The following is a 15,433-nucleotide window of genomic DNA, read 5'->3' on the forward strand; positions in this document are numbered from 1 at the left end:
GAAACCGGCTATGGGGCAGCCTTTGCGGAAGGTTCCGCCCCTCCCGCCATCCGGACATCGTCCCGTGCACGACTACATCAAGAAGGTCCTCACCGCCCGCGTCTACGACGTGGCCATCGAGAGCCCGCTCGACCGGATGCCGCGCCTCTCGGGCCGGATCGGTGCGCCGGTGCTCCTCAAGCGGGAGGACCTGCAGCCGGTCTTCTCCTTCAAGCTGCGCGGCGCCTACAACAAGATGGCGGGGCTGTCCCGGGAGGCGCTGGAGCGCGGCGTGATCTGCGCCTCCGCCGGCAACCACGCCCAGGGCGTGGCGCTCGCCGCAGCCAAGCTCGGCGCGCGGGCGACGATCGTGATGCCGCGCACGACCCCCGCCATCAAGGTCGAGGCCGTGCGGGCGCGCGGCGGGAACGCCGTGCTGCACGGCGATGCCTTCGACGAGGCCTACGCGCATGCCAAGGCGCTGGAAGCCGAGCAGGGGCTGACCTTCATCCACCCCTATGACGATCCTGAGGTGATCGCCGGCCAGGGCACGATCGGGCTCGAGATCCTCCACCAGCATTCCGGGCCGATCGAGGCGATCTTCGTGCCGATCGGCGGCGGCGGCCTCGCGGCCGGCATCGCCATCGTGGTGAAGTTCCTGCGGCCGGAGACCAAGGTCATCGGCGTCGAGCCGGAAGATGCGGCCGGCATGGCGGCGGCCCTGAAGGCGGGCGAGCGCGTGGTGCTGAACTCCGTCGGGCTGTTCGCCGACGGCGTCGCGGTGCGGCAGGCCGGCGCCGAGACCTTCCGGCTCTGCCGCGAGTATCTCGACGGTGTCGTCACGGTCGGCACCGACGCGATCTGCGCTGCCGTCAAGGACGTGTTCGACGACACCCGCGCCATCTCGGAACCCTCCGGCGCGCTCGCGGTGGCGGGGCTCAAGGCCTGGGCGGCGGAGAACGGGGCCGGTCCGGGCGGCGCGCTCGTCGCCATCAACAGCGGCGCCAACCTCAACTTCGACCGGCTGCGCCACATCGCCGAGCGGGCCGAGCTCGGCGAGCGCCGCGAGGTGCTGATCGCCGTCACCATCCCCGAGCGGCGCGGCAGCTACCGGGCCTTCATCCAGGCGCTGGGCCAACGCGCGATCACCGAGTTCAACTATCGCTACGCGGAAGGCCCGGACGCCCACATCTTCGTCGGCGTGCAGCTCCAGGGGCAGCCGGGCGAGAAGCGCGCGCTGATCGCGAGCCTGACCGAGGCCGGCTATCCGGTGCTCGACCTCAGCGACAACGAGATGGCCAAGACCCATGTCCGCTACATGGTTGGCGGACGGGTGCCGGGCCTGACGGACGAGCGGCTGTTCCGCTTCGAGTTCCCCGAGCGGCCGGGCGCGCTCCTGAAGTTCCTGGACGGGCTCGGCGACGCGTGGAACATCTCCCTGTTCCACTATCGCAACCACGGCGCCGATTACGGCCGCATCCTCGCCGGGATCCAGGTTCCGGAGAGCGACCGCACCCGGTTCCAGCGGGCCCTCGACGACCTCGGCTATCCCTATCACGACGAGAGCGGCAACCCGGCCTACCGGCTCTTCCTCGACGGGAACATGAGCGCCGAGGCGCCGCCTCCGGCCTGATCCCCGCGGCAGCGTCGCAGGTTGACGCTGGGCCGCGGTCGGTTCACCTCTGCCGCCCGATGATGCCGCTCCTCGCGATTCCCTTTCCCGCCATCAACCCGGTCGCCATCGCGATCGGGCCGATCGCGATCAAGTGGTACGCGCTCGCCTATATCGCGGGACTCGTCGGTGGCTGGTTCTATGCCAAGCGCCTCGTCGCCCTCCCGTCCCTCTGGGGACCGGTGCGGCGGCCCTCAGGCGCGGATATCGACGACCTGATCGTCTGGGTGGCCCTCGGCGTCGTGCTCGGCGGGCGCATCGGCTACGTGCTGTTCTACAATCTTAGCGCCTATCTGGCGCATCCGGCCGAGATCCTGGCGATCTGGCGCGGCGGCATGTCGTTCCACGGCGGCTTTCTCGGTGCCGTGCTGGCCCTGGTGCTGTTCGCCCGCGCGCGGGGCTTGAGCGGCTTCGCGCTCCTCGATCTCGCCGCCGTGGCGGTGCCGATCGGCCTGTTCTTCGGCCGCATCGCCAATTTCGTGAACGGCGAGTTGTGGGGCCGGCCGGCGCCGGACTTCCCCTACGCGGTGGTGTTCCCGAATGGCGGCCCGGTGCCGCGCCATCCGAGCCAGCTCTACGAGGCGGGGGCCGAGGGGCTCCTGCTCTTCCTCGCCATGGCGCTCGCCATGCGCCGCTTCGGCTTCCGGCGGCCGGGCCTCCTCGGGGGCATCTTCGTCCTCGGCTACGCCATCGCCCGCACGGCCTGCGAGTTCTTCCGCGAGCCCGACCCGCAGCTCGGCTTCCTGTTCGGCACGGAGGTCTCGGCGCTGAACGGCGGCATCACCATGGGCATGCTGCTCTGCATCCCGATGGTCGTCATCGGGATCGTGGTGATCGCGCTGGCGCTCCGGGGCGCCACGGCGCCCCGCCCGCGGCTGGAGCAGGGGCCCGCCGACGCCGAGGCGCATTCGGCGTGAGCCCGACGCCCCTGCTCGCGGAACTGCGGGCGCTCATCGCTGAGAACGGCCCGATCCCGGTCGAGCACTACATGGCGCTCTGCCTCGGCCATCCGCGCTTCGGCTATTATCGTACCCGCGATCCGCTCGGGGCCGCCGGCGACTTCACCACCGCGCCCGAGATCAGCCAGATCTTCGGCGAACTCCTCGGCCTCTGGGCGGCTTCGGTCTGGCACGAGATGGGTCGCCCCTCGCCCTGCCGCCTCGTCGAGCTGGGCCCCGGCCGCGGCACGCTGATGGCGGACGCGCTCCGGGCCATCCGAACCGCTTTGCCCGCCTTCGCGGAGGCGGTCGATCTCCACCTCGTGGAGACGAGCCCGAGCTTGCGCGCCGCGCAGCGGGAGCGCCTCGCCCCGATCGGCCGGCCGATCGCGTGGCACGACCGGGTCGAGGACGTGCCGGCGGGACCATTGCTCATCCTCGCCAACGAGTTCTTCGACGCGTTGCCAGTGCGCCAATACGAGCGCACCGCCCGCGGCTGGTGCATGCGCCGGGTCGGCCTCGCCGCGGACGGCACCGGCCTCGCCTTCGGCCTCGACCCCGACCCGGTGCCGGACCTTGCGGTCGCGGCGCCGGAGGGCGCGGTGCTGACTGTTCCCTCGGTGGCGCTCGCCCTCATGCGCATTCTCGCCGGCCGCCTCGTGCGGGACGGCGGCGCGCTTCTCGCAATCGATTACGGCGAAGCCGGCCTCGGCCTCACCGACACGCTCCAGGCGGTCTCCCGGCACCGCAGGATCGGCGTGCTCGACGCGCCGGGGGAGACCGACCTTACCGCGCAGGTCGATTTCGGCGGCCTCGCCCGTGCGGCGAGCGAGGCGGGCGCGGCCATCCACGGGCCGGTCATGCAGCGCGATTTCCTGCTGGCGCTCGGCCTCGGCTCGCGCGTGGAGCGGCTGTCGGCCCGGGCGCGGCCGGATCAGGCAGCTGCCATCGCGGCGGGCGCCGCGCGGCTCACCGACGATGCGCCCACCGGAATGGGGCGGCTCTTTAAGGTTTTGGGCGTCTCTGGTCCCGGGCTGCCGAGCCTGCCCGCCCTCCCCCGCTCCACCCTCTCCGGATAGGCGCCGCCATGCTGCTCGAAGCTCCCGCCCTCAGCGTGCTCCCCGGCATCCGCCACGCCTTCTTCACCCGGCAGGGCGGCGTCTCGGACGGCGTCTACGCCTCGCTCAACGGCGGCCTCGGCTCGGGCGACGAGCCCGCCCGCGTCGCCGAGAACCGCCGCCGGATGACCGAGCGGCTCGGCCTGGCGCCCGGCGCGCTGGCGAGCCTGTACCAGATCCACTCGGCCGAATGCGTGATCGCCGAGGCGCCCTTCGCCGAGCGGCCGCAGGCGGACGCCATGGCGACCCGGGTGCCTAGCCTCGCCCTCGGCATCCTCACGGCCGATTGCGGTCCCATCCTGTTCGCCGATCCGGAAAACCGGGTCGTCGGCGCCGCCCATGCGGGCTGGAAGGGAGCGCTCACCGGCATCATCGAGGCGACGCTCGATGCCATGGAGCGGCTTGGTGCCGCGCGGGGGCGCATCACCGCCGTGCTCGGGCCGACGATCGGCGCTGCGGCCTACGAGGTGGGCCCGGAATTCCGCGCCCGCTTCGTCGAGGCCGATCCCGAGAATGCCGGCCGCTTCGCGCCGAGCCCCGACCGACCGGATCACCACCTGTTCGACCTGCCAGGCTACATCACGCGGCGGCTGCGCCGGGCGGGCGTCGGCACCGTCGCGGATCTCGGCCTGTGCACCTACGGCGATGCGGACCGCTTCTTCAGCTATCGCCGCACCACACACCGCCGGGAGGCGGATTACGGCCGTCTCGTGTCGGCCATCGCGCTGACGCCGTAGCGGCACTTCCAATTCGCCAAGCACCGGACACCGCGGGCCACGAAAAATTTTCGGAACGCAGTGAACCTTGGCCATTCGCGTGCGTTGAAGCGGCAAGGAGCCAAGGGAATCCGGGCGACGAACCGCCGATAAGGCCGCGGTGAACCTCACCAGCGTTGTCGCCAGGACACAGCTTTCACAAGGCTGCCGGGATATGTCGAGGCACTGCTTCGGGAGATCGTCGGGCCGCGGCCGGGACGTCCCCGCAGCATCGTAGAGAGGACCAGAACCATGAAGTCGCTTCTGAAGAGCGCCACCGCCCTCGCGGGCGTGCTCGTCGCCGGTTCCGCCCTGGCCGCGGATCTGCCGCGCCGTGTTGCGCCCCCGCCGGTGTTCACGCCGGTGCCGGTCTTCACCTGGACCGGGTTCTACGCCGGTTTCAACGCCGGCTACGGCTTCAGCACCAACGACAACAACACCCCGACGGTGCTCGGCGTCGGCCCGGCCACCGGCCTCGTCTTTGCCCCGACGGTGATCGCCTTCCAGAACCGCAACAACAATGACGGCTTCGTCGGCGGCGGTCAGGTCGGCTACAACTACCAGTTCACGCCCGGCTCGGGCGTGGTGATCGGTCTCGAGGCCGACGCCCAGTTCGCCGATTTCGGCCGCAACCGCAACCGCTTCCTGGCCACCGGCCCGATCGCCGCCCAGACGGTGTTCAACCCGGCCGGCATCTCCGGTCTCGACTGGTTCGGCACGGTGCGCGGCCGGCTCGGCTACGCCTTCGACCGCACCCTGGTCTACGCCACCGGCGGCTTCGCCTATGGCAGCGGCGGCGGCCGCGACTTCGGCCTGCCCAACCGCGACGACTTCCAGACCGGCTGGACCGCTGGCGGCGGTGTCGAGTACGCCCTGCCCACCGACTCGTTCCTGAACTTCTTCAAGTCGAACGCCGTGACGGTGAAGGTCGAAGGCCTGTACGTGAACCTGGAGCGCGAGCGGAACCGCAGCGGCGCCTTCGCGGTGAACAATGCCGGCACCCTCATCACGACGGCGAGCCCCGGCGTGGTGGTGGTCAGCGGCGCCAACCTGCGCCGCGACACTGAGTTCGCGGTGGTCCGCGCCGGCCTGAACTACAAGTTCGGCACCTACTAAGTCTGGGCCCCCCCGATCCCCAGCAGAAGCCCGGCCGAAAGGCCGGGCTTTTTCGTTGCGCTCCTGTCGGGAGCCCCGCGACCGATTCTTCGTCTCGCCTGGACGGACGACCGATGACAACCGGCATCCGTCGGGACGCACCTGCCAGCCTCCGACCGGCACGCCCCGGCACCCCGCCTCCGGACGGCCGCTCAATGGAGGGAGGTGGCCGCTCCGGCGTCGAGACCGCTCGCCTGCGGCCGCGACGGCTCCTCCGCCAGAACCCTCCCGGGCCCGGGCCAGCCGGGCCTCGGCCGTCGCCAGCCGCGCTTCCAGGCGCCGCGCCCGCTCGCGCTCCACGGCGAGAACCGCCTCGGCGGCCCCGCAGCGGGCCTCGGCCTCCGCCGCGTCCCGCCGCGCCGCCTCCACGCGACCGGCCGCCGCGCGCAGCTCGGCCTCGACGCGGTCGAGCAGCGGACGGACCTGCGCGGCGATCCGGGTCGCGCGCGCTTCCGCGGCCTGGGCCCGCGCCGTCGCGGCGCGCACCTTCTCGGTCGCCCGACGCAGCAGCGTGAGGATCGTGTCGGGATCGGGGAGCGCAGGCATCGCGGGACTCGAAAAGAGGCGGTGAGGATGCTCCACGACGCCCATCCGGCCCGCCGCGGTCAAGGTGCCGAATGGTGTTCTCGGCCCGGAACGATCCCCCTTGAGCCCGAGTTTCCGGGGGTACTGATATACTGATCAGGAGTACCAAGATGCCCGGGAAAGACCTGAAGGCCCTGTTCCTCCACCAGCTCAAGGACACCTATTTCGCCGAAAACGCGATTCTCAAGGCATTGCCCAAGATGGCCGAGGCCGCCAGCACGGAAGCGCTGCGGGGCGCTTTCGGTATCCACCTTCAGGAGACCCGCGAGCAGGTCAAGCGCCTCGACCAGATCTTCCGCCTCCTGGACGAGAAAACCGAGGGCGTCACCTGCAAGGCGATTCAGGGCATCATCGCCGAGGGTGAGGAGGTGATGAGCGAGTTCTCGGGCGGCGAGGCGCTCGATGCCGGGCTGATCGCCGCCGCGCAGGCGGTCGAGCATTACGAGATCACCCGCTACGGCACTCTTCTCGCCTGGGCCCGGCAGCTCGGCCTCGGGGAAGCTGAGGAACTGCTCAAGGAGACCCTTGTCGAGGAGGAGAATACCGACGAAGTTCTGTCGGAACTCGCCGAAGAGGCCGTGAATCCGGCCGCCGCATAGGGCGGAGGGCCTAACCCCCGCCCTGGCCAAGACCAGAAACCCGAGCGGCATCCGTCCCGGCGGGAGCGGATGCCGCTTCGGATTCCCCGGAAGACGACCATGCCGGAGATCGCGGGCATCCTGGAAACCGTCCTCTACGTGGAGGATCTTGAGCGGGCCGCCGCCTTCTGGGGCGGCCCGATGGGCCTGCCCTGCATCCACGCCGATCACCGCATGCGCGCCTTCGACGTCGCCGGCGGCGGCGTGCTGCTCCTGTTCCCGCGCGGCGGCTCCCTGCACCCGATCGAGATGCCCGGGGGCACCATCCCGCCGCATGACGGGCAGGGACCGCTGCATCTCGCCCTCTCCATCCCGGCGGAGGCGCTGGGCGCCTGGGAGGAGCATCTGGCCGCGTCCGGCATCGCCATCGAGGGCCGCACCATCTGGCCGCGCGGCGGCACCAGCCTCTATTTCCGCGATCCGGACGGCCACCTCGTCGAACTCGCTACGCCGGGCCTCTGGAAGGGCTACTAGAGCATTGTCCGACGAAGCGGATGCCGGTTCGTCGCAGAAAAATGCAGAAAACTCAAAAGCTTCGAGCATAAACCGTTCCACCGTGAACGGCTTTTGCTCGACGCACCCTTCGTCAGCGTCCCACGGTTCGTAGGCACAATCGGCGAGAGCCCGGCCCTCGACGGCCGCGCGGACGCAGCGTAAATCCGGCCCCATGACTATTGGTGGCCGGGAGGCGGTGCAGCGGCGGACGCGGGAGACCCTGGCCTCGGTGCTGGCCGCCGGGAACCGCCGCCGTGTGCTCGCGCTGCGTCTGGTGATCTTCCTGCTGCTCCTGGTGGCGGCGCAGATCCATGACGGCGCGCTCCATGCGGGCAGCCACTGGTTCATCCTCGGCGGATACGCAGCGAGTTCGGTGTGGCTCATCCTCGCCGAACGTCGCCGGGATGGCGGTCGCCTGTCCTGGATCTCGACCCTGCTCGATGCGGCCCTCGCGGCCTATGTCGTGATCGAGCACATGATGGCCGGGACGAAGGGGCCATCCGATGCCGGCGATATGGTCAGCTGGCTGCCGGCCTTCCTGCTCCTGCTGCAGACGGGGTTGACCCTGCGCATCGCGCAGACCGCCGTCTTCGCCGGTCTGGTCAGCGGCGCCTGGGGGCTGGTGCTGGCGCTCGGCGTCGTGTGGCCGGACCTCGCGCCCTTCGCGCCGGCGCTCAGGCTCAGCCACCAGACCTTCGGGCTCCTCGCCTTCAGTGCGGCGGGCCTGTTCGTCATCGACGGGGTGGCGCGCCTGCGCCGTGCCCTCGGCGAGGCTCTGCGCCTGGAGCAGGAACGGGCGCAGCTCGCCCGCTTCGTGCCGGCGGGGATCGACCTCGTCACGCCGGACGGCCACACGCCGCTGCGCTTCCGGAACGCCGCCCTGCTCGCCCTCGACATCCGCGGCTTCTCGAGCCTGACCCGCTTCTGGGGCGGCAGCGCAGTGGCCGGATGGCTCCTCGACATCCGCGCGACCGCTCAAGGAGCGATCTCCCGGCAGGGCGGCATCGTGGACAAGTATATCGGGGACGGCGTGCTGGCGCTGTTTCTCGACGGGTCGCCCGAGGCGCAGGCCCGGGCCGCCCTCGCCTGCGCCCGCGAGATCCGCCGCCGCGTGAGCGAGGACAACCGGAGGCGTGTCGAGCAGGGGCTGCCGGCCCTTCACGTGACGGCAGCCCTTCATACGGGCGAGGTGCTGGTCGGCGTCTTCGACGACGGCCACCGGGCGGAGTTCACGGTGCTCGGGCCGGCCATGAACGCGCTCGCACGCATCGAGCGCCGGGCCAAGCGCGAGAATCTCGACCTCGCCGTCTCGAAGCGATTCGCGCGGCTGCTCGACCCCGCGGCCCCGCCTGGCCGCCGCCTGCCCCGGCGGGACGGGGAGGATGACTGCCCGGACGTGGTGGCCCTCGATCCCGCCCCGGGTCAGGCCGATCCGGTCGCAGCCCGCCAGACCTGCCCGTCATAGGCGAAAAGCTCCGGCCGGGAGGCCAGCGCGGCCAAGCCGGTGAAGGCCGGGTCCGCGATGGTGATGACGCAGGTCGGGATCGCCTGCATCATGCGGGAGAAGGGCGGCTTGTGCTCGAAGGCCCGGCGAAAATCGCCCTGCTGCAGCACCGGCAGGATGCGCGGAGCGATGCCGCCGCCGATATAGACGCCGCCGGTGGCCAGGAAGGTGAGCGCGAGATCGCCGCAGAGACGCCCGAGCAGCTTGGCGAACAGCCTCAGCGTCTCGACCGCCGCCGGGTCCTGGCCCGCCAGCCCCCGCGCGGTGATCTCGGCCGGCGCGGCGCGGCTGCCGCCGCTGAGGGCCGCGTAGAGCCGCGACAGGCCGGGACCCGAGAGCAGGGTCTCGACGGTGACGCGTCCCTCGATCCGCTCCAGGGCCGGCCAGATCGCTGCCTCGGCCGCGTCGCTCGGGCCGAAATCCGTGTGGCCGGCCTCCGTGGAGACGATGGCGAGTTGCTTGCCGAAGGGCACGAGCGCCGCGGCGCCGAACCCCGTGCCGGGGCCGAGCACCAGCCGGGCGCCCCGGCCGGGCGCGAGAGCCGGGCCGATCGGCGCCAGGGTCGTCCGGTCCTCGCCGGCCGGGTCGAGGGCGGCCGCGCCGGCCGCCACCGGCACGTAGTCGTTGACCACCGCGCAGGCGCTGAGGCCGAAATCCCGGCCGATCCGCGCGCCCTCGATCACCCAATTCGCGTTGGTGAGATGGACGGACGGCCCGTCGACCCGCCCCGCGATGGCGAGGATCGCCGAGCGGGGGGCTGCCGTCTGCCTAAGCGCCAGCGCCTCCCGGATCGCCGCGCTCGGGTCCGGGTAGGCGGCGGTTTGCACGTGGGCGAGCGTCACCGGATCGGCGTCGGGCCGCGGCACCACGGCGAAACGCGCATTGGTCCCGCCGATATCGCCGATGAGAACGGGAAAGTCGAACATGGACGGCCGGATTCCCGCGCGAAAGGACGCGTTCGCCCCGATATAGCATCGCTCGGACAACGGTCGACCGTTTCATACCAACGGCCTGATGCGTCAGCATCTCGGGCCGTATCAGTCCCCCTCCATCCGTCCCACCGCCTTCATGGCCTGCTTGAGGGCGAGGAGACGCCGGTCCCGGTCGCGGAACAGGTCGGCCGGGTCGCGTCCGCCCCAATCGAAGAAGCCGCGGCCCGCCATGACGCCCGTGCGGCCCTCCGCCACCAGCGCGTCGAGCGCCGCCGAGGAGGTGCGGGCGGGCGGCGGGCTGTAGCTGGCATTGGCCAGCGCATGGCGCAGGAGCTCGATCCCGGTGAAGTCCGCCTTGGCGAGATGCCCGAGGATCGGGATGCGCAGCGCCAGCCCGTGGATGATGGCGTCGTCGATCTCCCGCGGCGAGGCGATGCCCTCGTCGAGCAGGTGGTAGACCTCCGCCGAGATCGCCGACTGGATGCGGTTGGCGACATAGCCCGGGATGAAGCGCTTGAGCACGATCGGCACCTGCCCGAGGCCGGTCACCAAGTCGCGGATCTCGGCCACGACCGCGGGGTCGGTCTTCGGACCCGGCACCACGTCGACGAGATCGACGATGTAGGGCGGTGTGTACCAGTGCGCGACGAGGGCGCGCGCCTGCCACTCCTCCGGGATCAGCGGGAAGACGTCGAGATAGCTCGTGTTGCTGGCGAGGATCGTCTCGGGCGGGCAGAGGCGCGCGAGGTCGCCGAACAGGCTGCGCTTCGCCTCCGGGTTCTCGGTGATCGCCTCGATGACGAGATCCGCCCCGGCTACCGTCGCGGCGAGGTCGGGGAGGAGCTGCACCGCCTCGGCGAGGCGTGCGGGCGTCCAGTCGGCGGAGACCGCGCCTGCCTCCCGCAGCGTGTCGAGGGCCGACGCCATCAGGTCCGGCACCTGCTCCAGCGTCTCGGGCCGGCTGTCGGTCAGACGCACCCGATGCCCGCCGAGCGCCAGCACCAGGGCGATGCCATGCCCCATCAGGCCCGCGCCGATTACGGCGATCTGCCTCATCGCGTCCCCTCCCCTGTTCGATCCGCGCCCCGTTCTCCGATGGGCGTCGGCCGGCAGGTCACTCTGGAACGGCGCCGGAGCCGCGGCAAGGGCACGCCGATGATCCACGGAACTCGGCCAGGGGGTCGCGTCCCGACCGGCCCGTCACGGACCGGTCGCATCGCCCTGTCCGACGGGCGGGCCCCTGTGGTGCCCTGCCCGGTCCGGGCGCGTCAGCGGACCTGGGCGACCCGTTCCGCCGCCTCGGCCTTGCGGGGCGCGGCCGGCACCGGCTGCGGTGTGGTGGTCAGCTCCGCTCGCGGCGCGATCGCGCGGGTCTCGCGAGCGATCTCCCGATAGAGCGGCGGGAACACCGTCACGCGCGCCTCCTCGGCGCGAACGGGAGCGGAGGCGAGGGCGGCAACGGCAACGGCGAGTGCGGCGGACGCGCTCCAGCAACGGCGAACGAGCATGGGAACCTCCAGTGATCGGCTTCTGATTCAATTAAATCATCACATACCGCGCTGCACAACAAATTTTTGCATTGCAAAATAGCGCCTGTTGACGACGACACCTGCATGATCGTGCCGGCGCCGCTCTCCGAGGCGGCCAGCCTCTCCGGCTCGCGCTGGGCCGCGGGACGTCGTCGGCCGGCGATTGCGTCTCCTCAGCGAAGAACGGCCGGCGCGGGAGCTAATAGAACCTGACCTGCGTGGAAGCCGCCCCGCTCCTCATGCTGAGTGGCCGGCGCGAGCCGGCCCTCGAAGCACGCCGGAACGCTGGTCCGAGGCTCTGGTGGCCGGGAGCACCGGTCCGGGGTGCGTGCCGGCTGATGCCGGCCAAAGGGCCGGCTCGCGCCGGCCACCTCAGCATGAGGGCCGGGGTTGGCTGCCATGAGCGGGAGCGATCAGTCAGCCGCGGTTTCCAGTCGCGGTTTCATCCGTCACGATCGGCGCAGCCGGTATTGAACTGATCCCGACGGGCCTTGGACATGACCGTTGGTTCCATTCTCGAATTGTCGCCAAGCCTCTGGCCTGGCACCGAAAACCCGAGTTGGCTCAACGGCCCGATACGTCAGCATCTCGGGCCGGCGGCATGATGCGCGCGTTTCTCGTGAAGCCCGCGACCGAGTTGCCCACCAGCGTGGGCCGACCCGGCCAGGGATGCCGGAACTCCCTGATCCTAAGCCGTCGTGGGCTGGGCGGCCCGTTCGGCCTGCGCGGTGCCGGGGACCCGCCCCTTGGCGGTGACGTGCCGCACGAAGTCGTCCACCCAGGCGTCGAAACGGGCCATCGCATCGGCGTCGCGGGCCATGTCGTCGGACTGGTCGTCCGCATAGGGCTTGCCCCGCCCGACCGTCGCGTGCCGCCAGAGCTGGTCCGGCACCTCGATGCCGCTGTAGCGGCACTGCCAGACGAGGCCCTGATAAGCCAACCGCTCCTCGCCCTGGTAGGGCTGCAGCGCGGGATCGAACCAAGCCCTGTGCGCCAGGTTGCGGGGTCGCCCGTCCTCGTCGAGCTCGTCGCCGCCCTGGTTGCCGTAGCAGAAGAACGCCGCCGTCCGCCCCTCCAGATGGTTGCGGCTGAGCTGACGCCACAGGGGCGAGCGCTCCAGCGCCTGGGCCTTCAAGGTGCTCTTCTTGTCGATCAGGTCCGGGCGCGGATTGCCGCCGCTCACGCAGACGAGACGGTCGAACATCGCCTTCAGGTTCGTGGACGGGCCGTACCACCAGACCGGCCCGATGATCGCCCAGGCATCCGCACGGGCAAGGCGCGGGTAGAGCCTCTCGTTCCACATCAGGTCCGGCTGATGGTCGCTGTCCGGCGCGTAGCAGTTGCAGGGCCAGACGCAGAGCGCCATGGACGAGCCGACGCAGCCGTTGCAGCCCTGGATCTTCGGCTTCCCGTGCTCGTTGCCGATGTCGACGTGGTCGACCTGCCAGTCCGGCGGCAGGCGCCCGAGCATGCGGTGCATGAGAAAGCGCGCCTTGCCGTCGAGGCCGGGGCAGCCGTCGCGGCGGCGCGCAGAGCCGGCGACCACGAGAACCTGGAAGGGGCGCTCCTCCAGCGGAAGGGACTCGGTCTCGGCCTTCAGCGTGTCCACGGCGGGCTGCCTTCTCGCAACGGGTTGAGAGGATACCGCAGGATGGCATCGGTCCGGAGCGAGACCGCGCCCGGCCACCGGCAATCCGCCGGCCGCCGCCGCGTTCTCCGTCCGACCTGCGGTCAAGCGTCCGGCCCCGGATCAGGAACCGGGACCGCAGGTCTCCGGTTGGCCCAGCGATCAAGCGTCACCGCGCCCCGGCCTGCCCGCCGCCGCGAGCGGGCCCGGCCGCGGAGCGCGACTCCCAGCAATCGCGAGGCATCATGGTTCGGCTTTCCCTGTCCCTCCTGCTCGCCGCCGGTCTGGCGGCGCCCGTCCAGGCGCAAGGGCTCAATCCCGATCACCGCGGCCCGACCATGCTCATCCACGGCAATTACTGCGGCCCGGGCAACAACGCGCCGCTGCCGCCGGTCGACGCGCTCGACGTGGCCTGCGCCCATCACGATGCCTGCTCGCCCGATGGCGGGCTGCCTTCACGGGCCTGCAACGCGCGCCTCGCGCGGGAGGCCGACCTCATCTCGCGCGACCCGCGCCAGCCGGAGGACATCCGCATGCTCGCCGGGATGATCGCCCTGGGCGCCGGGATGCTGCCCTCCGCGTCGCCCATGGCTCCGGCGGCCCTCGGCACGACCGGCCCCTCCCTCGCGGTCCCGCCGAGACGCGTCGTCCTCCCGCCCGGCCCCGCCGACCTTGACGGCGAGGGGGACGAATAGGCCGGATCACCCGTTCGGCGCATCCGCGCGCCGCACGCCCTCGCGCGGGGTGGTTCAGCCCCGCTGCGCGTCCTCCAGGATCATCGCCGCCCCCTTCTCCGCCAGCATGATGGTCGGCGAATTGGTGTTGCCGGAGGTGATCCGGGGCATGGCGGAGGCGTCGACGACGCGTAAAGACCGCACGCCCCGCACCCGCAGGCGGGCATCGAGCACGGCGCCCGGCTCGTGGTCCGGCCCCATCCGGGCGGTGCCGACCGGATGGAAGATGGTGGTGCCGAGATCGCCCGCGGCCCGCAGCAGGCCCTCGTCGCTCGTCACCTCCGGCCCCGGCCGGTACTCCTCGGGACGGTAGCGCGCGAGCGGCGCCTGGGCGACGATGCGGCGGGTGAGTTTCAGGGCGTCGATCGCGACGCGGCGATCCTCGTCGGTGGAGAGGTAGTTCGGCCGGATCGCGGGCGGTGCGGCGGGATCGGGGCTGACCGCATGGATGCTGCCGCGGCTCGACGGTCGTAGGTTGCAGACGCTCGCCGTGAAGGCCCCGAACGGATGCAGGCCCTCCCCCCACTTGTCGAGGGAGAGGGGCTGGAAGTGGAATTCGAGGTTGGCGGTGGCGTAGTCGGGCGAGGATTTGGCGAAGACGCCGACCTGGCTCGGCGCCATGGTGAGCGGCCCGGTCCGGAAGAGCACGTACTCGATCCCCATCCAGGCGCGCTTGAGAAGGTTGGCATAGGTGACGTTGAGGGTCGGCACGCCCGTCACCTTGTAGACCGGGCGGATCTGCAGGTGGTCCTGCAGATTCTCGCCGACGCCGGGCGCGTGATGGACGACCTCGATCCCGAGCGCCCGCAGCCGCTCGCCGTCGCCGATGCCGGAGAGTTCGAGGAGCTTCGGGGAGGCGACGGCGCCCGCCGAGAGCACCACCTCGGCCCGCGCCCGGGCGAGATAGCGCCGCCCGCCCCGCTGGAACACGACACCCGACGCCCGCCCCGCCTCGATCAGCACCCGCTCGACATGGACGTCCGTCTCCAGCCGCAGGTTGGGGCGGTGCAGCACCGGCTTGAGGAAGCCGCGGGCGGCGCTCCAGCGCCGCCCGCGGCGCTGGTTGACCTGAAAGTAGGACGAGCCCTCGTTGTCGCCGGTGTTGAAGTCCGGAATCTTCCGGATGCCGGCCGCCTCCGCGGCGTCCCGGATCGCGTCGAGCACCGCCCAGCGGATGCGCGGCGGCTCGACCCGCCACTCGCCGCCGGAGCGGTGAAACTCGTTCGGCGGCGCGATGTGGTCCTCGTGCTTGAGGAAGTAGGGCAGCACGTCGTCCCAGCCCCAGCCTTCGAGCCCGAGCTGGCGCCAGCCGTCGTAATCGGCCGCCTGCCCCCGCATGTAGATCATCGCGTTGATGGCCGAGGAGCCGCCGATGACCTTGCCCCGCGGATAGGCGAGCCGGCGCCCGTTCAGCCCCGCCTCGGCCTCCGTGGTGAAGAGCCAGTCGGCCCGCCGGTTGCCGATCGCGAAGAGGTAGCCGGCCGGGATGTGGAACCAGATCCAGTTGTCGCGGCCGCCCGCCTCCAGCACCAGCACCGAGCGGCGCGAATCCGCGGAAAGGCGGTTCGCCAGCACGCAGCCCGCCGAGCCCGCCCCCACGACGATGTGGTCGTAGACGCCGAAATCCTCGGGCGCCTCTCCCTTCGCGTCCGCCATGTCTCCTCCCGGGATGCGCGTTGTTGAGTTGTTTAGCGCAAATCACGGCCGGCGCATCAAGGCCGGAGGCGGATTGCGCCGTCGCCCGGAATCGGCGCCCTTGCGCATCGGCCGCA

Annotated in this window: 15 protein-coding genes; 10 read left to right on the plus strand and 5 right to left on the minus strand. The window is 71.2% G+C overall.

The genetic code is table 11. The features are described from left to right. Positions 1-64 precede the first annotated feature (64 nt). The 9 genes from ilvA to MNOD_RS24860 all read left to right on the plus strand — a co-directional run bounded on the left by ilvA (position 65) and on the right by MNOD_RS24860 (position 8,800). Positions 65-1,612 (plus strand): threonine ammonia-lyase, biosynthetic, encoded by a 1,548-nt coding sequence (ilvA, locus tag MNOD_RS24820; RefSeq protein ID WP_015931708.1) that lies wholly within the window; start codon positions 65-67, stop codon positions 1,610-1,612. Between the two features lie 59 nt (positions 1,613-1,671). Next, positions 1,672-2,568 carry a prolipoprotein diacylglyceryl transferase gene (lgt, locus tag MNOD_RS24825; protein WP_015931709.1) on the plus strand — a complete coding sequence of 299 codons (897 nt, stop codon included), beginning with the start codon at positions 1,672-1,674 and terminating at the stop codon, positions 2,566-2,568. Then, entirely contained in the window at positions 2,565-3,668 is a 1,104-nt protein-coding gene (locus tag MNOD_RS24830; protein ID WP_015931710.1) for a class I SAM-dependent methyltransferase, read from the plus strand. The genes lgt and MNOD_RS24830 overlap by 4 nt, the downstream gene beginning before the upstream one ends. Positions 3,669-3,676: 8 nt before the next feature. Continuing rightward, positions 3,677-4,444, plus strand: a complete 768-nt coding sequence (gene pgeF / locus MNOD_RS24835) for a peptidoglycan editing factor PgeF (protein WP_015931711.1) — start codon at positions 3,677-3,679, stop codon at positions 4,442-4,444. Positions 4,445-4,714: 270 nt separating this feature from the next. Further along, a complete protein-coding gene (locus tag MNOD_RS24840; protein WP_015931712.1) occupies positions 4,715-5,578 on the plus strand; it encodes an outer membrane protein in 864 nt (287 codons plus the stop codon). Between the two features lie 204 nt (positions 5,579-5,782). Next, a complete protein-coding gene (locus MNOD_RS48235; RefSeq protein ID WP_050783395.1) occupies positions 5,783-6,298 on the plus strand; it encodes a hypothetical protein in 516 nt (171 codons plus the stop codon). Positions 6,299-6,312: 14 nt separating this feature from the next. Beyond that, a complete protein-coding gene (locus MNOD_RS24850; RefSeq protein WP_015931713.1) occupies positions 6,313-6,801 on the plus strand; it encodes a YciE/YciF ferroxidase family protein in 489 nt (162 codons plus the stop codon). Between the two features lie 99 nt (positions 6,802-6,900). Further along, positions 6,901-7,314, plus strand: a complete 414-nt coding sequence (locus tag MNOD_RS24855; protein ID WP_015931714.1) for a VOC family protein — start codon at positions 6,901-6,903, stop codon at positions 7,312-7,314. A 217-nt stretch (positions 7,315-7,531) separates the two neighbouring features. Beyond that, entirely contained in the window at positions 7,532-8,800 is a 1,269-nt protein-coding gene (locus MNOD_RS24860) for an adenylate/guanylate cyclase domain-containing protein (protein ID WP_050783396.1), read from the plus strand. Here MNOD_RS24860 and MNOD_RS24865 read toward each other — a convergent pair. The 4 genes from MNOD_RS24865 to MNOD_RS24880 all read right to left on the minus strand — a co-directional run bounded on the left by MNOD_RS24865 (position 8,758) and on the right by MNOD_RS24880 (position 12,909). Next, a complete protein-coding gene (locus tag MNOD_RS24865; RefSeq protein ID WP_015931716.1) occupies positions 8,758-9,765 on the minus strand; it encodes a glucokinase in 1,008 nt (335 codons plus the stop codon). The two genes, MNOD_RS24860 and MNOD_RS24865, sit on opposite strands and share 43 nt — an antisense overlap. A gap of 111 nt (positions 9,766-9,876) precedes the next feature. Continuing rightward, entirely contained in the window at positions 9,877-10,827 is a 951-nt protein-coding gene (locus tag MNOD_RS24870) for a 3-hydroxyacyl-CoA dehydrogenase family protein (protein ID WP_015931717.1), read from the minus strand. Positions 10,828-11,039: 212 nt separating this feature from the next. Then, positions 11,040-11,279, minus strand: a complete 240-nt coding sequence (locus MNOD_RS24875) for a hypothetical protein (protein ID WP_015931718.1) — start codon at positions 11,277-11,279, stop codon at positions 11,040-11,042. A 709-nt stretch (positions 11,280-11,988) separates the two neighbouring features. Continuing rightward, positions 11,989-12,909 (minus strand): NAD(P)H-dependent oxidoreductase, encoded by a 921-nt coding sequence (locus tag MNOD_RS24880; protein WP_015931719.1) that lies wholly within the window; start codon positions 12,907-12,909, stop codon positions 11,989-11,991. A gap of 263 nt (positions 12,910-13,172) precedes the next feature. Between MNOD_RS24880 and MNOD_RS48240 the strand changes: the two genes are divergently transcribed. Further along, positions 13,173-13,622 carry a phospholipase A2 family protein gene (locus tag MNOD_RS48240; protein WP_015931720.1) on the plus strand — a complete coding sequence of 150 codons (450 nt, stop codon included), beginning with the start codon at positions 13,173-13,175 and terminating at the stop codon, positions 13,620-13,622. Positions 13,623-13,676: 54 nt separating this feature from the next. Here the strand turns inward: MNOD_RS48240 and MNOD_RS24890 are convergent, their stop codons facing one another. Next, a complete protein-coding gene (locus MNOD_RS24890; protein WP_015931721.1) occupies positions 13,677-15,317 on the minus strand; it encodes a GMC family oxidoreductase in 1,641 nt (546 codons plus the stop codon). Positions 15,318-15,433: the final 116 nt, after the last annotated feature.

The organism is Methylobacterium nodulans ORS 2060 (assembly GCF_000022085.1).
Lineage (GTDB): Bacteria > Pseudomonadota > Alphaproteobacteria > Rhizobiales > Beijerinckiaceae > Methylobacterium > Methylobacterium nodulans.